Source organism: Crossiella sp. CA198 (assembly GCF_052078295.1).
Classification (GTDB): Bacteria; Actinomycetota; Actinomycetes; order Mycobacteriales; family Pseudonocardiaceae; genus Crossiella.
This window is the reverse complement of record NZ_JBQJIM010000020.1, coordinates 13,858-31,703: the sequence shown is the minus strand read 5'-3', so window position 1 is coordinate 31,703 and position 17,846 is coordinate 13,858. Positions and strand designations below refer to the sequence as shown.

15 protein-coding genes are annotated in these 17,846 nt (G+C 70.7%); 5 read left to right on the top strand and 10 right to left on the bottom strand.

All coding sequences use genetic code 11. The features are described 5' to 3' along the window. Positions 1-11 precede the first annotated feature (11 nt). The 4 genes from ACTOWY_RS30620 to arc all read right to left on the bottom strand — a co-directional run bounded on the left by ACTOWY_RS30620 (position 12) and on the right by arc (position 6,107). The gene (locus ACTOWY_RS30620; RefSeq protein ID WP_441313076.1) at positions 12-2,534 is read right to left on the bottom strand and encodes an ABC transporter permease; all 2,523 of its coding nucleotides are present in this window, start codon (positions 2,532-2,534) and stop codon (positions 12-14) included. Between the two features lie 2 nt (positions 2,535-2,536). After that, positions 2,537-3,298, bottom strand: coding sequence for an ABC transporter ATP-binding protein (locus tag ACTOWY_RS30615; protein WP_441313075.1), 762 nt, complete (start codon positions 3,296-3,298; stop codon positions 2,537-2,539). 275 nt (positions 3,299-3,573) lie between these two features. Beyond that, on the bottom strand, positions 3,574-4,233 hold the full coding sequence (locus ACTOWY_RS30610) for a hypothetical protein (RefSeq protein WP_441313074.1): 660 nt from the start codon (positions 4,231-4,233) through the stop codon (positions 3,574-3,576). An 83-nt stretch (positions 4,234-4,316) separates the two neighbouring features. Continuing rightward, on the bottom strand, positions 4,317-6,107 hold the full coding sequence (gene arc / locus ACTOWY_RS30605; protein ID WP_247763823.1) for a proteasome ATPase: 1,791 nt from the start codon (positions 6,105-6,107) through the stop codon (positions 4,317-4,319). Positions 6,108-6,542: 435 nt separating this feature from the next. Between arc and ACTOWY_RS30600 the strand changes: the two genes are divergently transcribed. After that, complete coding sequence (locus ACTOWY_RS30600) at positions 6,543-7,019, top strand: hypothetical protein (RefSeq protein ID WP_441313073.1); 477 nt, start codon at positions 6,543-6,545, stop codon at positions 7,017-7,019. Between the two features lie 36 nt (positions 7,020-7,055). Beyond that, positions 7,056-8,000, top strand: a complete 945-nt coding sequence (locus tag ACTOWY_RS30595) for an Rv0361 family membrane protein (protein ID WP_441313071.1) — start codon at positions 7,056-7,058, stop codon at positions 7,998-8,000. 832 nt (positions 8,001-8,832) lie between these two features. Here the strand turns inward: ACTOWY_RS30595 and ACTOWY_RS30590 are convergent. Continuing rightward, a complete protein-coding gene (locus ACTOWY_RS30590) occupies positions 8,833-9,663 on the bottom strand; it encodes a tRNA (adenine-N1)-methyltransferase (protein WP_247763828.1) in 831 nt (276 codons plus the stop codon). A gap of 93 nt (positions 9,664-9,756) precedes the next feature. Beyond that, positions 9,757-10,890 carry a site-2 protease family protein gene (locus ACTOWY_RS30585; protein ID WP_441313070.1) on the bottom strand — a complete coding sequence of 378 codons (1,134 nt, stop codon included), beginning with the start codon at positions 10,888-10,890 and terminating at the stop codon, positions 9,757-9,759. 84 nt (positions 10,891-10,974) lie between these two features. On the opposite strand from ACTOWY_RS30585, the gene ACTOWY_RS30580 reads away from it, so the two are divergent. Both ACTOWY_RS30580 and ACTOWY_RS30575 read left to right on the top strand, forming a co-directional pair. Further along, the gene (locus ACTOWY_RS30580; protein WP_441313069.1) at positions 10,975-11,910 is read left to right on the top strand and encodes a RecB family exonuclease; all 936 of its coding nucleotides are present in this window, start codon (positions 10,975-10,977) and stop codon (positions 11,908-11,910) included. A gap of 22 nt (positions 11,911-11,932) precedes the next feature. Beyond that, positions 11,933-12,868, top strand: a complete 936-nt coding sequence (locus ACTOWY_RS30575; RefSeq protein WP_441313068.1) for an N-acetylmuramoyl-L-alanine amidase — start codon at positions 11,933-11,935, stop codon at positions 12,866-12,868. 57 nt (positions 12,869-12,925) lie between these two features. On the opposite strand, the gene hisG is transcribed toward ACTOWY_RS30575, so the two are convergent. The 4 genes from hisG to ACTOWY_RS30555 all read right to left on the bottom strand — a co-directional run bounded on the left by hisG (position 12,926) and on the right by ACTOWY_RS30555 (position 16,547). Next, a complete protein-coding gene (gene hisG / locus ACTOWY_RS30570; protein ID WP_441313067.1) occupies positions 12,926-13,771 on the bottom strand; it encodes an ATP phosphoribosyltransferase in 846 nt (281 codons plus the stop codon). A gap of 29 nt (positions 13,772-13,800) precedes the next feature. After that, entirely contained in the window at positions 13,801-14,064 is a 264-nt protein-coding gene (locus ACTOWY_RS30565; RefSeq protein WP_441313066.1) for a phosphoribosyl-ATP diphosphatase, read from the bottom strand. 66 nt (positions 14,065-14,130) lie between these two features. Next, the gene (locus ACTOWY_RS30560; protein ID WP_247763835.1) at positions 14,131-15,891 is read right to left on the bottom strand and encodes a hydroxysqualene dehydroxylase; all 1,761 of its coding nucleotides are present in this window, start codon (positions 15,889-15,891) and stop codon (positions 14,131-14,133) included. Between the two features lie 71 nt (positions 15,892-15,962). Beyond that, the gene (locus ACTOWY_RS30555; RefSeq protein ID WP_441313065.1) at positions 15,963-16,547 is read right to left on the bottom strand and encodes a TetR/AcrR family transcriptional regulator; all 585 of its coding nucleotides are present in this window, start codon (positions 16,545-16,547) and stop codon (positions 15,963-15,965) included. 132 nt (positions 16,548-16,679) lie between these two features. Here ACTOWY_RS30555 and ACTOWY_RS30550 point away from each other — a divergent pair, with 132 nt between their 5' ends. Further along, on the top strand, positions 16,680-17,846 hold the full coding sequence (locus ACTOWY_RS30550; protein ID WP_441313064.1) for an APC family permease: 1,167 nt from the start codon (positions 16,680-16,682) through the stop codon (positions 17,844-17,846).

Here is a 17,846-nt window from a genome sequence, read left to right as displayed (position 1 = left end):
AGCCAACAGGATCAATCCGCGACGAGCGCTTCCAGGGGGCTGACCCGAGCCGAGCGCCGGGCCGGTCCGACCGCGGCGACCAGGGACAGCGCCACCAGGCCGAGGCCGACCGCGCCCAGTTGCAGCCAGGGCACGGTGACCGAGCCGAACAGTTCCAGGCTCTGCACCGCCAACCCGCCGTACAGCCCGCCCAGCGCGAGCCCGACCACCGCCGCGCACGCCCCGAACACCACGGCCTCCCAGGCCAGCGCCGCGCGCAACCCGCCGCGGCTCAGGCCCATGGCCCGCAGCAGACCGGACTCCTGGGTCCGCTCCACCACCGACAGCGACAGCGTCACCGCCACGCCGACCACCGCGACCAGCACGGTCATCCCGACCAGGCCGAGCGCCACGTAGGTCATGGTGTTCAGCGCGGAGGCCAGTTCCTTCTTCATGTCCTCCGGCACCACGACCCGGATGCCGCCCGCGGTGCCGGCCACCGTGCCGACTGCCTTGCGCAGCTTGTCCACATCGCTGCCCGCGACCGGGTCGATGAGCAGCTGGCTCACCTGGGCCTTGGGCTCGATCTGGGCCAGGTCACCCGGGAACAGCGAGACCCCGCCGAGCGTGGCCGCGTCCCGGTAGACCACCGCCACCGGCAGTTCCAGCTTGCCGCCAGTACCGGTCACGGTGATCTTGTCGCCGACCTTGACGCCGTACTTGTCGGCCACCGCCAGGGACACCCCGGCCTTGCCCTTGCCCAGGTCGGCGAGCTTGCCGCCCTCGACCCGGCCCTTGGTCAGCGCGGGGAACGCGGCGACGTCGGCGCCGACGGTGTAGATCCGGTCCACGCTGCCACCGGGGGCCTTCAGGGCGAGCTGGGCACTGCTCAGCTTGCCGATCGGCCCGGTCTCCGGCAGGTCGTCGAGGGCCTTGATGGTGGCCGCGTCGATGCCGTCGGAGTCGCTGGACTCCACGCTCAGCTTGGCCGGGTAGCGCGCGTCCAGGCGCTCGTTCGCCCCGGCCTGGGCCGAGCTGAGCCCGACCAGCACGGCCGCGATCAGGCCGACGCCCATGGTCAGCACCACCGTGGTGGCCGCGGTCCGCTTGGGCACCCGCAGCGCGTTGCCGACCGCGATCCGCCCCGGCACCCGGCCGATCTTGCGGATCGGCGCGCCGAAGAGCCTGGCCAGCAACGGCATCACCAGCGGCCCGCCCAGGATCAGCGCGCCGAAGGCGAAGATCCCGGAGCCGACCACGGTGAGCATGTTCAGTTCCGGACTGCCCGTGCCGCCCGGTTTGACGAACAGCAGACCGACCGCGGCGAGGGTGAACAGGCCCATGAACACGATCCGCGCCGTGCTGCGCCCGCTGCCGGCCTCACTGACCCGCGCCGCGCCGAGCGCGGCCACCGGCGGCACCTTGGTGCCCTGGATGGCCGGTCCGACCGCCGCGATCACGGTGACCACGGTCGCGGCCAGCACGCACCACACCAGGCTGAGCCAGGAGACCTGCAACGACGGCAACGGATCGTCGACCTGGGTGTTGATGATCCCCAGCGCCCCGTAACCCAGCGCCAGCGCCAGTCCGGCGCCCAGCAGTCCGGCGACGAACCCGGAGATCCCGGCCTCGGTGAGCAGCGCGCGCAGCACCTGCCTGCGGGAGGCGCCGACGCAGCGCATCAGCGCGGTGCGCCGCCGCCGCTGGGCGACCACGATCCGGAAGGTCGAGGCCACCACCAGCGCCGCGGCCAGCATGGACAGACCGGTGAACAGGCTCAGGATCATCAGCGCCTGATCCGCCGCGCTGCCCAGCCGATCGGTGTCGATCTTGCGCTGTTCGGCCCCCGTCCGAACAGTGGACATGACCGGTCCGAGCTTGGCCTTGACCGCGGCCACCAGCTGCTCCGGCGAGGTGCCGGGCGTGGCGGTGAGTTCGTAGGTGTACCAGGAGGACCGCGGTTCCAGGGCCCGCACGGTGGCGGGCGGGGCGAGCAGGGTCCGGTCCGCGCCACCCTTGAGCTTGACCACCCCGGTGACGGTCAGCGTGGCCGCCTTGGCGCCGCGCTCACCGGCCAGCGTCACCGTCGAGCCGATCTTGAGGTCATCGCGCTTGGCCGCGGCCTCGCTGACCCCGACCTCGTTCAGCGCCACCGGCATCTTGCCGCTGAGCAGCGTGGCCCGCGCGAGCGCGCCCGGCGTGTCGGCCACCACCCGCCAGGACTGGCTGCTGTCGGTGGGACTGGCCAGGTAGGCCGCGCCCTCCGGCGCCACCTCGGCCACGCCGGGAATCGCCTTGATGTCGGCGGTGTAGTCGGTGCCGGGCTTGTCCGGGTTCTTCGGGTCGTACTCGTTCTTCGGCGAGAGCACCGCCGCGGCCGCCTCCGGTGTCTTGGAGGCGGAGTTGGTCAGGGCGACCCGCATGGTGTCGGTGAACATCAGCGAGGCCGCGGCGAACATGGTGGCCACCACCACGGCCAGGCCGGTCAGCAGCAGCCGGGTGGGCCGCTGCTTGATCTCCTGGATCACGGTGCGCAGCAAGGGCGAACGCGCCACCGTCACACCCCCAGCTTGCGCAGCGCGTCCAGCACGGAGTCCGCGGTGGGCTGGTAGATCTCGCCGGCCAGCCTGCCGTCGGCGAGCAGCACCACGCGGTCGGCGTAGGAGGCGGCCACCGGATCGTGCGTCACCATGACCACGGTCTGCCCGAACTGGTGCACCGACCGCCGCAGCAGGTCGAGGAGTTCGTGCCCGCTCTTGGAGTCCAGGTTGCCGGTCGGCTCATCCGCGAAGATCACCTCCGGCCGCGACACCAGGGCCCGCGCCACCGCGACCCGCTGCTGCTGACCGCCGGAGAGTTCGGAGGGCCGGTGGCTGAGCCGGGCGGAGATGCCCAGGATCTCCACCAGCTCGCCGAACCAGCTCCGGTCCGGCTGCTTGCCTGCCAGCTCCAGGGGCAGCAGGATGTTCTGCTCCGCGGTGAGCTGCGGCAGCAGGTTGAAGGACTGGAAGACGAACCCGATGCGATCCCGCCGCACCGTGGTCAACGCCTTGTCCGACAACGAACTCAGTTCGGTCTCGCCGAGGAACACCGACCCACCCGAGCCGGTGTCCAGGCCCGCCAGGAGGTGCATCATGGTCGACTTGCCGGAACCGGAGGGCCCCATGATCGCGGTGAACCGTCCGGCGTGGATCTCCAGATCAACCCCGTCCAGCGCGCGCACGGCGGCCTCACCACGCCCGTAGACCTTGACCAGGCCGACCGTCCGGGCCGCGATCCGCAGATCGGCGCCCCGGTGCAGCGGTGGAGCTGACGTCACGAATTCCTCCAATGTCCGATTGGGACGGTTCGAACCCCAGACCGTCCCAAGTGGACGGCAACCGGCCATGAGTCTGCTGCGCCCCCACCCCGCCCGCCACCGGTGTAACCCCGGACTTACCCCGAGATGTCCCCGAAAGGTCGTACGGGCCCTGTGGTCCAAACCACTCCGGCGTGTTGGCCGAACTCGTACGCCGAGTTGGCCAAAGTCGTACGCCGCGTTGGCCCAACTGGTACGCCGCGTTGGCTGAACTCGTACGCCGGGCCCGCTGGCCGTCAGCCGCCGAGCAGCTCGCGCAGCACCGGCAGGCTCTCCCGGTACCGCCGCGCATACCGCTGCGCCTGCCGCCCCCGCCAGTACGGCCCCCCGTTGTACCGGGCCGTCAGCTCCGCCCCCTGCTCCTGCGCCAACTCCCCCGCGAACCCGGCCTCCCGCCGCAACCCCGCCAGGTGGATCGCCGCCACGTAGATCCCCTGCCGCGGCTCCTTCAGCGTCGCGATGATCTCCCGCCGCTGCCCGGCGCTCAACGCCCCCGGGTCATACCCCAGCGCCTCCGCGCCCCGCCGCACCTGGATCGCCATCGGCCCGTAGGAGGTGTAGTCCGGGTTCCCCGCCGTCCGCCCCGGCAGCAGCCGTTGCGGCACGTTCCGGCGCAGCCAGTCCACCAGGTCGTCCAGGACCATCGGTTTCTCGCCGACCTCCTGGTAGGCGACGCCGGCCAGCACCTCGGGCGGGAGGTCGTTGTCCTTGGCCGCGGTCTCGATGATCTCGCGGTTCTCCCGCAGCCAGCGGGCCCGGAAGTGGGTGCGGCCCTCGCCGAGGCGGCACCACCACAGCAGGCAGTGCCAGGTGCGCCAGGTGATCGTGCCCCCCGGCAAGGCGGTGGCCCGGTCCCGCACCTGGCGCAGGACGGGCGAGATGTCCGGCTCGCTCACGGGTTCCACGGTAGCGAAAGTGATCACGACAGAAGGCCCGGCCACCCCTAGGGGGATGACCGGGCCTTCGGCTGTCCGTGGTGTTACAGGTACTGGCCGGTGTTGCTGGCGGTGTCGATCGCCCGTCCGGCTTCCTGGTTCTTTCCGGTCACCAGGGTGCGGATGTAGACGATGCGCTCGCCCTTCTTGCCGGAGATCCGGGCCCAGTCGTCCGGGTTGGTCGTGTTGGGCAGATCCTCGTTCTCGGCGAACTCGTCCACGATCGCGTCGTGCAGGTGCTGGACGCGCAGACCGGGCTGCTTGGTGTCCAGTACCGCCTTGATCGCGGCCTTCTTCGCCCGGTCCACGATGTTCTGGATCATCGCGCCGGAGTTGAAGTCCTTGAAGTACAGGATCTCCTTGTCACCATTGGCGTAGGTGACCTCCAGGAAGCGGTTGTCCTCCGTTTCGGAGTACATCCGCTCCACCGTGTGCTGGATCATCGCCTGGATGCACGTCGACCGGTCGCCGCCGAATTCCAGGAGGTCTTCCTCGTGGATCGGCAGGGTGGAGGTCAGGTACTTGGCGAAGATGTCCTTGGCCGCCTCGGCGTCCGGCCGCTCGATCTTGATCTTCACATCGAGCCGCCCTGGCCGGAGGATGGCCGGGTCGATCATGTCCTCGCGGTTGGAGGCGCCGATCACGATCACGTTCTCCAGGCCCTCGACGCCGTCGATCTCGCTGAGGAGCTGGGGAACGATGGTGGTCTCGACGTCGGAGGAGACGCCGCTGCCACGGGTGCGGAAGATCGAGTCCATCTCGTCGAAGAACACGATCACCGGGGTGCCCTCGGATGCCTTCTCCCGAGCCCGCTGGAAGATCAGGCGGATGTGCCGCTCGGTCTCCCCGACGAACTTGTTCAGCAGCTCCGGGCCCTTGATGTTGAGGAAGTAGGACTTCGCCTGGCCGTCGGTGTCACCGCGGTGCGCGGCGACCTTCTTCGCGAGGGAGTTCGCCACCGCCTTGGCGATCAGCGTCTTGCCACAGCCGGGCGGGCCGTAGAGCAGCACGCCCTTGGGCGGGCGCAGCTCGTACTCGCGGAAGAGTTCGGCGTGCAGGAACGGCAGCTCCACCGCGTCGCGGATCTGCTCGATCTGCTTGAACAGGCCGCCGATGTCCTCGTACCCGATGTCCGGAACTTCTTCCAGCACCAGGTCCTCGACCTCGGCCTTGGGCACCCGCTCGTAGGCGAAGCCTGCCTTGGAGTCGACCAGCAGGGAGTCGCCGGGCTTGAGCGGCTGCTCGAGCAAGGGCTCGGCCAGCCACACCACCCGCTCCTCATCGGCGTGCCCGACGATGAGCGCCCTGGCCAGGCCCTCGCCCTCGTGCAGCACCTCGCGGAGCGCGCACACCTCACCGGTGCGCTCGAACGAGCCGCCCTCCACCACGGTCAGCGCCTCGTTCAACCTGACGCTCTGACCGAACTGGAGGCTCTCCGCTTCCACGGCCGGCGACACCGCGACCCGCATCCGGCGCCCCGCGGTGAACACGTCCACCGTGGAGTCCTCGTAGCGGGCCAGGAAGACGCCGTAGCCACTGGGCGGCTGCGCGAGGCGATCGACCTCTTCGCGCAGGGCCAGCAGCTGACCGCGGGCTTCCTTCAGCGTCTCGACCAGCTTGGCATTGCGTTCTGTGAGCTGGCTCACACGAGTTGTGGCCTCGGCAAGTCGCTGTTCCAGCAGCCGCGCGTGCCGAGGCGACTCGGCGAGCTTTCGGCGTACCAGGGCCAGCTCGTCCTCAAGGAACCGAATCTGTGCACTGAGTTCAGCGGCCGTGCCACCGCTGATCCGCTCGCCACCCTCGTCGGGCTGGCTGCCGGGACGATCGTGCTGCATGTCGGCACCCCTCCTCCCGTGCTCTGTCCGTTCACGGTACCGGCGATCACCGACAACAACGTTGTTCTACATGGCAACCGGGCGTGGCGAAAGGTCACAACCGCCCACTCGGCCGGTCGAACTGCTCCATCTCGGTGTAAGGACCGGGCGGTCACCCACTACGGTGCGTCGGGTAGAGGTCGGTCAGCGCCCGAATGGGCGGATCGGCGGCGCGAGCGGTACCCATAGGAGATCCTGATGTCCGTCCCACCACCTCAGCCGGGACCAGCGGGCCGGCAAGTTGGCTGGGGACAACAGCCCGGCGGCTACCCACAGCAACCGGTTTTGCCACCCCGAACTGGACCGGAGCAACGACCGGGTGGACTTTCCGCAGCGTACCAATATCTGGGACGAAAACTGCGGCAGCCGAAGCCCGTTCCCGAGGCCGGTCAGCCGGTGCAGGGCCCGCATACCGGCTACCCGCTGTCGCCGGGCAGGCACACCAACCCGCTCGCCTGGGTGATCGGCGGCGCGGGGGTGGCGGTGCTGGGCCTGGTGACCATCCTGGTGCTCGGTTTCACCGGCAACACCGGCTTCGCCACCGCGGAGGCGGCGGTGCAGGCGTACGTGAAGTCGGTGAACGAGGACATCGGCAACCCGGACCTGTACTGCCCCGCCTACCGCAAGCAGGCCGAGAGCGACGCGGCCAGGGCCAGGGAGCGGTTGGGCGCCCGGAGCACCGCGACGGCCAGTCAGGTAACGGAGAGCGGGACATCCGGTAGCGCTGTGGTCACGTTGGAGGCGCAAACCGCGGCCGGGTCATTGAGAATCAGGAACAAGCTCGCGCTGACCCAGGACGAGGGCTGGACGATTTGCGGGATCACCCCGGAAATCGACTTCCCCCGGCCGACGCCACCCGGCTCCGGCGGCTGACGAACGCGACACCACCGACGACGAAGGAGCGCCGAGGTGACCTACCCCCCGCAGGGCCCGTACGGCCAGGACCCGTATGGCCAGCAGCCCGGCCAGCAGCCGGACCCGTACGGGCAACAGCAGCCCGGTTACGGCCAGCAGCAGCCCGGGTACGGCCAGGACCCGGGGTACGGCCAGCAGCAGCCCGGCTATGGCCAGCAACCCGGGTACGGCCAGCAGCCGGGGTACGGGCAGGACCCGTACGGGCAGCAGACCGGCGCGTACGGCCAGCAGCCCGGCTACCCGCCCAGTGGCGGCTTCCCGCAGCAGGGCTACGAGCAGCAGCCGCAGTTCGGCGGTCCGCAGTACGCGGCCTACCAGGCGGCGCAGGGCCAGCCCCCGAGGAAGAAGACCGGCATCATCGTGGCCGCGGTGGTCGCGGGCGTGGTGCTGCTCGGCGGCGGTGGCGCGGCGCTGTACTTCCTCAACCAGGGCCCCGACCCACGCGAGCAGGCCACGGCCGTGCTGGCCAACTACCAGCGCGACTTCGACAAGAGCGTGCTGGACATCAACCCGGACAAGGACTACCAGCCGTACCTGTGCGCGGAGGACATGAAGAACCTGCGCGAGCGGCGGGAGATCGTGGAGAAGAACCGGTCCTCCAGCACCGCGACCCAGACCAGGACCACCACCACGCACAACAGCAAGGCGACCATCACCGTCACCTCGGTGGAGGCCAACGAGGACGCGGGCACCGGCACGGTGAAGGCGGACCAGGTCAGCACGAACAGCACCGGCAAGGAGAGCAAGCAGGAGCGGAGCTTCAAGCTGGTGAAGGAGAACAAGGAGTGGCGGATGTGCGGCCTGATCGCGGCGGCGGACAAGCCCGGCGGCGGCTCGGGTAGCAGCGCGACCCCGCGCCCGAGCATCTCGATCCCGCGGATCACCATCCCCAGCTTCACCATCCCCAGCCTGAGCCTGCCCCCCATCCCCACCGGCTGACCCCGCCCCGCCTCGTACAACAACGGCCAACACGCGGTACGCACCGCGTGTTGGCCGTTGTCGTACGGCGAGTTGGCCGTTATGGACGCCGAGTTGGCCGTTGCGGGACGGGGCGGAGGGGTGAAACCCCCACGACGAGGGCTCTCGTGTCTTCTCCGTACGGCCTGGAGCATGCAGACCACACCTCACCGAGTGGCCCCTGCAACCTGCCGCCGCCTGCCCGCCCAACGCGACGGGGGCCGCTCGGTGAGGTGTGGTTGGCTGGCGGAAGGCCGTACGGAGAAGACACGAGCCCTCGGAGCCACGCTGGAACCGGCCCCGGCAGCCCAAACCCCGCCCCGCAACCTGCTCGTCCCGGCTCTTGATCTGCCCCACCCCTCCGGTGGTCTGCCCGGCCGGCGAGGCCATCCTTTTTTGATCTTAAAACCGAAGATCAAGATCGTCCTCGCCGGACGGGCAGAAATCAAAGGATGGGGGGAGAAGATCACAGGCAAAGAGCAGTGCTCGTGTGCGGTTCCCCATCCCCGTCAGCCCTCCGATACCAAACCACATCCCGGGCAGCGGCCCGGTCACGTTGGGTTCGCCGGGCGGCGGATTGGGTTGCAGGGCCGCTGCCCGGGATGCGGTGTGTCCTCTCCAGGCTGACGGGGATGGGGAACCGCTCGGGGAAGGTTTTCGAAAAGCCAGCCCCGCGACCGGTTTCGGGCTTCGCCCGACCGCAGTGCCTACGGCGTACGACAACCGCCAACTCGGCGTACAACAACGGCCAAAGTGGCGTACGACAACGGCCAACACGCGGTGCGTCTTGCGTGTTGGCCGTTGTGGTACGGGGTCAGCTCTTGCCGGAGCGGCGTTGGGGTTTCGGGGTGACCACGCCCTCGGCCAGGCGGCGGGCGGTCAGCAGGAAGGCGGTGTGGCCGACCATCCGGTGTTCCGGGCGGACGGCCAGGCCGACCACGTGCCAGGGGCGCATCAGGGTTTCGAAGGCCTGGGGTTCGGTCCACATCTCCTGTTCGCGCAGGGCTTCGGTGACCTTGGACAGCTGGGTCGTGGTGGCCACGTAGACGACCAGGACGCCGCCGGGGATCAGCTTCTGCGCGATGGTGGGCAGGACGTCCCAGGGGGCGAGCATGTCCAGGATCACCCGGTCCACCTCGCCGCCGTCGTAGTGGCTGACGTCGCCCAGGGTGAGGGTCCAGTTGGCGGGGAGTTCGCCGAAGAAGCGGGTGACGTTGCGTTCGGCGTGCTCGCGGTGGTCCTCGCGGATCTCCCAGGAGGCGACGCTGCCCTTGTCGCCGACAGCGCGCAGCAGGGAGCAGGTCAGCGCGCCGGAGCCTGCGCCCGCTTCCAGCACCCGGGCGCCGGGGAAGATGTCGCCCCACATCAGGATCTGGGCGGCGTCCTTGGGGTAGATGACCTGGGCGCCGCGGGGCATCGACAGGACGTAGTCCGACAGCAGGGGGCGCAGGGCCAGGAACGTGGTGCCGCCGACGGAGTTGACCACCGAGCCCTCGGGCTTGCCGATGAGCAGGTCGTGCGGGATGGCGCCGCGGTGGGTGTGGTACTCCTTGCCCTCTTCCAGGACGACGGTGTACTTGCGGCCCTTGGGGTCGGTGAGTTGCACCCGGTCGCCGGGCTGGAACGGGCCGCTGGTGGAACTCACCGGGTCTTACCTCCGCATTACTGGCGCCTCGTGCGCCCACACTGAACTCAAGCTGGCGCACGATCCTCGCAGATGGCCATGGGCGGCTACGACCTAGCCCCGGCGTCGGCGCAGCGCGTCGCGCAGGTCCTCGCGGTGCAGCACCCCGGCCGGCCGGCCGTCCTCGTCCACGACCAGGAACTGCCAGGCCGCGGTTCCGCGTACCCGGTCGATGATCTCCTCGCCGGGTTCGGAGTCCAGGATGACCGTTTCGGCGTTGATCGGCTCGGCCGCGCGTTCGGCCGGGGCCAGTGGGCTCAGCGCGGCCAGCCGGGCCGCGGCGGTGGCGTCGAGCAGGCCCGCGGCCACGCCGTCGGCGCGCACCAGCACCACTCCCCGGCCCGCCGAGGCGTCCAGGGCGTCGGCGACCGGGCTTTCCGCTGGCAGCTGGAGCACCGGGCGGACCAGGTCTGCCAGGGTCAGGCCCACGGGCCAGGTGCGCTGTTGTTCGTTGGCCATCTCCGCGCCCGCGCCGAGCACCACGAACCAGGCCATCAGCACGCAGACGGCCAGCCGCAGCCAGCGGTCGGGGGTGTTGCCCGCCAGGCCCATCACCGCCCACCAGATCATCGCGGCGGCCACCACACCGGCGCCGATCACCGCGACCCTGGTGCCGGTCATCCGCTTCCCGGTGGCCGCCCAGACCAGCGCACGCAGCACCCGGCCACCGTCCAGTGGCAGGCCGGGCAGCAGGTTGATCACCGCGACCGCGGCGTTGGCCACCGCGAGCTGGGCGATCAGCAGCCACAGCACCCCGCCGCCGGGGACCAGCAGCAGGCCGAGTCCGGCCAGCGCGGCCAGTCCCACCGACACCGCGGGCCCGGCCGCGGCGACCCAGCCCTCCTGACCCGGTCTGGTCGGCGTGCGCATGAGTTCGGCGGCCCCGCCCAGCAGCTGCAGCCGCACCCGCCGCACCGGCAGGCCGAGCCGCAGCGCCACCACCACGTGCCCCAGCTCGTGCAGCAGCACCGAGGCGGCCAGCAGCACCGCGAACGCCCCTGCCATGATCGCCGAGACCACCAGGCTGGTGCCGGGCACGATCATCTCCACCAGCGGCGTGTACAGCACCACGATCACCGCCGCGAGCAGCCACCAGGAATGCGCGAGCAGCACCGGCACGCCACCGACCCGGCCCAGCAACAGACCGCCGTCACGCAGGCGCGGCCGTCGGCCGGGGAGGGTGGTCACGAACGGTGAGCCTAGACATCCCGGTGTGGTGTCGGGGTGACGGCGCACCGGTGGTGGTCAGCAGGGCTGTCGGGGGTCTGGCTTATGGTGCGGAGTGTGACGGACAGCGCGCGGGAAGCGATCTCCTCGACCGAGCCACCCCTCGGTGAGTCGACGGTGCCCGCCCCGCGCAGGCCGGTGCGCAGGCTCGCGCTGTCCCCCTCCCGCGCCAGCGACTTCAAGCAGTGCCCGCTGCTCTACCGGCTGCGCGCGGTGGACCGGCTGCCGGAGAAGGCCACCAAGGCCCAGGTGCGCGGCACGCTGGTGCACGCGGTGCTGGAGGAGCTGTTCGCCAAACCCGCCGCCGAACGGGTCCCGGCCACCGCGTACGCGCTGGTCGAACCGGCCTGGCAGAAGTTGCAGCAGGAGCGCCCCGAACTGGCCGGGGAGCTGTTCACCGGCGCCGAGGACCCCGAGCAGGAGCCCTGGCTGGCCTCCGCGCGCGGCCTGCTGGACTCCTACTTCGGCCTGGAGGACCCGCGCCGGTTGCAGCCGGAGGCCTGCGAGCTGCTGGTGGAGACCGAGCTGGACAACGGGGTGCTGCTGCGCGGCTACATCGACCGCCTGGACGTGGCCCCCACCGGCGAGATCCGGGTGGTCGACTACAAGACCGGCAACGCGCCCAGGGAGATCGGCGAGGCCAAGGCGCTGTTCCAGATGAAGTTCTACGCGCTCGCGCTGTGGAAACTGCGCGGCGTGGTGCCCAGGCAACTCCAGTTGATGTACCTGGCCAACCGGGAAACGCTGAAATACGCCCCGGACGAGGCCGAACTGCGCCGTTTCGAGCGCCTGGTCTCGGCGATCTGGCAGGCCATCCTGACCGCGGGCCGCACCGGCGACTTCCGGCCCAGCCGCAGCCGGTTGTGCGACTACTGCAACCACAAGGCGCTCTGCCCGGAGTTCGGCGGCACCCCGCCCGCCTACCCCGGCTGGCCCGAGCCCGCCGCCGACGCGGAGACGGTGCTGGACCGAACGGACTGACCCCATTCCTGCCCCATTGGGCATGGGTTCGGCCATGTGCCTAATCTTTCCGCGAATTCGCGCGCGTCCCCTAGATCGTTTCGCTATAACGGAGCCATCGGTTCGCCGGTATCCCGTTTCCCGGCGGAATTCGATCATTGCCAGGGGGATTAATGTGATCCAATCACCACATCACAGCGGGCGCGGGGGCGCCCGGGTCCGGCTCGTCGTGGTGCACACCGCGGAGGGCGCCCGCACGGTCGAGGCGCTCGGCCGGTTCTTTCAGGGCAAGACGCAGGCGTCGAGCCACGTCGGCATCGACGACAAGCGGATCGAGCAGTACGTCAACTACGACCGGGCAGCGTGGACCCTGCGCTCCGGCAACCCGATCAGCGACAACGCGGAGCTGTGCGGGTTCGCCAAGTGGAGCCGGGCGGAATGGCTGGAGCATCCGCGGATGCTGGAGCTGGCCGCGCAATGGATCGCGCAACGCTGTCGCGCGCGGGGCATCCCGCTGCGCAAGCTCACCCCGGCCCAGGTCGCGGCCGGCGAGTCCGGTGTCATCGGGCACCACGACTGGACGGTGGGCAAGAAGGAGGGCTCCCACTGGGATCCCGGACCGAATTTTCCCTGGGACTTGGTCATGGCCAAGGCCGGGGGTCAGTCAGGGGAGGACGATTTGCCATCACCGAAAGAGGTCGCCGCCGCCACGCTGGACATGCCATTGGGCCCCGGCGCCGACCCGCAGTCGCTCTCGGCCTTCGTGGTCCGCAACCGCGATGTCGCCGAGAAACTGGACGAACTGCTCGGCCTGCTGCGCCCCGGCATCGAGGGCGTCCGGCACGCGGGCCCGCTGGCGAACCTGATCGCCAAGGCCGCCGAGAACGAGGGCCTGCCGGCGGTGGCGGAACTCTCCGACGCCGACCTGGAGATGCTGGCCAAGGCCGCCACGGCTGAACTGAGCCGCCGCAAGGCCTGACAGAACCAACGCTGCCCCGGTCCGCCGAGCTGGCGGACCGGGGCAGCGTCGTGTTGATCAGAGTCGGCAGGAACGGATGTCCGAGGTCAGGACCGCCTTCGCGCCCAGAGCTGCCAGCCGGTCCATGATCAGGTTGGCTTCCTTGCGTGGCACCATCGCCCGCACCGCCACCCACAGCGGATCCGCCAGCGGCGCCACTGTCGGTGACTCCAGCCCCGGGGTCAGGTTGACCGCGTCGGCCAGCAGCGAGCGCGGGCAGTCGTAGTCCAGCATCAGGTACTGCTGGGCGAAGACCACGCCCTGCACCCGGGCCGCCAGCTGCGCCTTCTCCGGGGTCTCGGCGGAACCTGCGCGTTCGACCAGCACCGCCTCGGACACACAGATCGGGTCGCCGAAGGCCACCAGGCCGTGCTGGCGCAGGGTGCGGCCGGAGCCGACCACGTCGGCGACCGCGTCGGCCACGCCGAGCTGGATGGAGATCTCCACCGCGCCGTCCAGGCGGATCACCTCGGCGCTGACGCCGTGTTCGGCCAGGCTGGCCCGGACCAGGCGCGGGTAGGCGGTGGCCACCCGCTTGCCGTCGAGGTCCTTGACCGACCACTCCCGGCCCGCGGTGCCCGCGTAGCGGAAGGTGGAGCCGCCGAAGCCGAGCGCGAGCCGTTCGGTGACCGGCGCGCCGGAGTCCAGCGCGAGGTCCCGGCCGGTGATCCCCATGTCCAGCTCGCCGGAGCCGACGTAGATGGCGATGTCCTTGGGGCGCAGGAAGAAGAACTCGACGTCGTTGACCGGGTCGAGCACGGTCAGGTCGCGCTGTTCATGTCGGCCCCGGTAACCCGCCTCGGCAAGCATCTCGCTGGCGATTCCGGACAGCGTGCCCTTGTTGGGCACCGCGACACGCAACATGGCGTCCTACTCCGTGGTCGTGGTGGTGTTTACAGATACCGGTAGACGTCGTCCAGGGTGAGCCCCCGGCCGATCATGAGCACCTGGAGGCGGTAGAGCAGCTGGGAGATCTCCTCGGCGAGTTCGGCGTCGGACTCGTGTTCGGCGGCCAGCCACACCTCCCCGGCCTCTTCGAGGACCTTCTTGCCCTGGGCGTGCACCCCGGCGTCCAGCGCCGCGACGGTGCCGGAGCCCTCGGGCCGGGTCTGCGCCCGCTCGGAAAGCTCGGCGAACAGCTGGTCGAACGTCTTCACGGCACTGAATCCTTCCATCCCGGCCCGCCCGGCACGATCGCTGGGGGCACCGGTGTGACCAGTGGCTCAGCCCTGGTCGAACAGGTTGGGCAGGCCGGCGCGGTAACGGCGGGTGTCCTCCTCCTGAAGTCCACGCAACTCTGGGGCGCGGAACAGGGTGAACAGCCTGGCCCGCGGCGCACTGGACCCGGTCTCGTCCAGTACCGCGTTCGCGGCCAGCCTGCCTGCCTCGTTGGCGCCCTCCATGGTCGCCAGGTTCACGATGTTGCGGACGTAGTCGGCGGCCAGGAACAGGTTCGGGATGGCGGTGGCCGCCTCCGGCCGCAGCGCCCAGGAGCCGACCGGGTTGATCAGCAGCGGCTCCTCGCTGTGCGCCCCGCCGGGCGAGCCGAGGCCGGTGATCGCCGGGTCCAGGAACCAGGAGTGCAGGTCAGCGGGCCGGAGCAGGTCCTCGCCGGTGTCCTCCAGGCTGGCCGACAGCTGCGCCCACACCTCGTCGAAGAGCTGCTGTTTGGTGCAGAACCGGGCCGGTTTGCCGTGCACGATCCCGGGCGCCTCCCAGTTGGAGATGATCACGGACAGGCAGTCCCGGACCCCGCCGTCGCCGTAGCGGGTGAGGTCGCCGCCGCGCCAGAACTGGGCCTGGCTGACCGAGGTCAGCGACCACGGCGTGTCCAGGTAGCTCACGTGCCCGTGCACCAGCGGCAGCTTGCGCCGCAGGTAGAACATGAGCCCGTTCATCCACTCGGTGCGCAGCTCGCCGACCAGCCGCAGCCGGGGGTCGGCGGCCAGCACCTCCGGCCCCCACAGCGCCAGCGAACGCTCGGCCGGCACCGCGCTGATGTAGTGGTCCGCGCTCACGTGAACGCTCCCGGCTGCGGTGCGCACGGTCACGCCGCTGATCCGGCCACCGGAGACGTGCAGCCGTTCCGCGGCGCCGGTCTCGAACCGCACGCCGAGCGAACGCAGGTGGGCCAGCCACGGGTCGATCCAGGCCTCGTTGGTCGGCGCGTTGAGCACCCGGTCGGCCGGACCGTCGTTGCCGCGGCCGAGCAGGTTGTTGAAGAACGCCTCGGTGAACAGGCCGACGGTGTGGGTGCTGGCCTCCTCGGCGCGCGCGGCCACCAGCATCCGGGTGAAACCGATGCCGAAGATCCGCTGGTACTCCTGGGACATCCGGCCCGCGCCGAGGAAGTCCCACCACGCGGTGCGCTCCCACTGCCCGAGCCGCCGCTCGTCACCGCTGGTGAGGTAGACCACCAGACGGTTGGCGAAGTGCGCGGACTCCCAGGGCGGCAGCCGCAGACCGGTGTCCAGCAGGGCGATCAGCGCGGGCAGCAGCAGCACCGGATCCAGGCTGGGCAGCGCCAGTTTCAGCGGCACGAACAGGTCGAAGCGGGTGCCCATCCGGGACAGCCGGAACACCGAACCGGACACCAGGTTGTCGTGCACGCCGTTGCGGTTGCCCGGGAACGGGATCCGGCGCAGCGTGTCCGGCAGGTTGCGGTACCAGCCGGGGAAGAACCGGAAGCCGTGCTCGCCGGGCAGGTCCGGCCTGCCACCGGAACCGGTGCCGGGCACCGGGATGCTGCGGGCCTTGCCGCCGAGTTCCTTGCGTTCCAGCACGGTGACGGCGAACCCGCGTTCGGCCAGTTCGTGCGCCGCGGTCAGGCCGCCGATGCCGCCGCCGAGGACGAGCACCGTGCCCGCTGATCTCCGGGCCGGTGCGCCGCGGGCCGCCGCGGCTGTGGCAGGCACGCCCAGTGCCGCCGCGCCGCCCAATGCCACGCCGTGGGAAAGCAAGCTACGCCGAGTCAGTCCACCCATGACCACACCCCTGGCAAAAACCCTAGGCGGCGGCGCGGATGAGCGGCCAGTGCCCGATCGGCTGGACCTCCTCAGGCGTGTTCGGCGTGCCCGTCGCGGTCCGTGTCGGCCGGTTGGTCCAGACCGGGCACGACCGCCGCGAACAGCCCAAGTCCCAGGCCGTACGGGTCGTCCATGCCAACCGCGCGCAGCGTGTCGGCTGGCAGCGCGAGCAGCGAGATGGCCACGCCGAGCAGGTAGGCGTCGAGCAGTCCGGCGTCCTTGGCGGTGGTGGCCAGTCCGGCCGCGTGGTGCACCTCGGCGATGGCGGCGGCGTTGGCGCGCACCATCTCGCCGAGCGCCGCCCGCACCTCGGCGCTGCGCACGCCTTCCAGGTACAGCTCGAACATGGCCAGGATCTGGGTGCGATCGCCCTGCAGCGCACGGTGCAGCAGCGCCGGGTACAGCTCGCTGACCTGGCTCGGGGTCACCCCGGCCGGGGTGGTCTCGCGCAGCTGCTGGACGGCCTCGCCGTGCTCCTGGGCCATCCGGCGGGCCGCGGCGGCCAGCAGGGAGTCCCGGGTGGGGAAGTAGTTCTTGGTGGTGCCGACCGGGACGTCGGCGGCACGGTCGACCGCGCGGTGGGTCAGCCCTCGGCCGCCCTCGCGCGCGAGCACCTCGATCGCCGTGTCAGCCAGCAGTTCCCGACGCGTCGACCTGCGCTTTCCGTCTCCCCGACCCGTATTCACAACACGTTCATCTTAGTACTCGGTATCCGATCATGACCAGCCAGGGTGGATCATGTCCCCGTGACCGCACCCCTGGCCCGTCGGCTCGGCACCGCTGACGCCGTGACCGTCGGCCTGGCCGCGATGATCGGCGCCGGGGTGTTCAGCGCCCTGGGCCCGGCCGCCGCGGCCGCAGGCGCCGGCCTGCTGCCCGCACTGGCCATCGCCGCGCTGATCGCCTACTGCAACGCCACCTCCACCCTGCGGCTCGCCCTGCGCTACCCGACCTCCGGCGGCGCCTACGTCTACGGCCGGGAACGCCTCGGCCCGCTCTGGGGCAACCTGGCTGGCTGGTGCTTCGTGCTGGGCAAGACCGCCAGCTGCGCGGCGATGGCGCTGACCGTCGGCCAGTACCTGTGGCCCGATCACGCCCGGCCGGTGGCGGTGGCCGCGGTGCTCGGACTGACCACGCTCACCTACTTCGGCGTGCACCGTGGCGCCAAACTGGCCAGGGTGATCGTGACGATCGTGCTGGTCTGCCTGGTGGCACTGGGCGTGCTGGCCCTGACCACCGGCGCGCCGCAGGCCGACCGGCTCGTCCCGCACAGCTCCACCGGGGTGCTGACCGCGGCGGCGCTGCTGTTCTTCGCCTTCGCCGGGTACGCCCGGATCGCCACCCTCGGCGAGGAGGTCCGCGACCCGCGCCGCACCCTGACCCGCGCGGTGCCCCTGGCCCTGGCCATCGCGCTGGCCGTGTACACGCTGCTGGCGGTGGCCGCGCTGGCCACCGTGGGCGCGGCGGGCCTGGCCGCCTCCCCCGCCCCGCTGCGCACCGTGCTGGAAGTCACCCCGCTGCGCGAGTTCGGCTGGGTGATCTCCATCCTGGGCGCGGTCGCCGCCCTCGGCGCCCTGCTCGCGCTGGTGCTCGGCGTCTCCCGCACCGCCTTCGCGATGGCCCGCGACGGAAACCTGCCAAGGCCGCTGGCCGCCGTGCACCCACGGCACCAGGTCCCGCACCGGGCCGAGGTGGTGGTGGGCCTGCTCGCCGCCACCGCGGCCGCCACCCTGGACCTCAGAGAGGCCATCGGCCTGTCCTCCTTCGGCGTGCTGCTCTACTACGCGGTGGCCAACGCGGCCGCCTGGACCCTGGAACCGGAGTTCCGGCCGGCCCGCTGGATCCCGATTGCCGGACTTGTCGGTTGTGTCCTGCTCGCCGGTGTGCTCATCTGGGGTGGTGGTGCGTGGTGA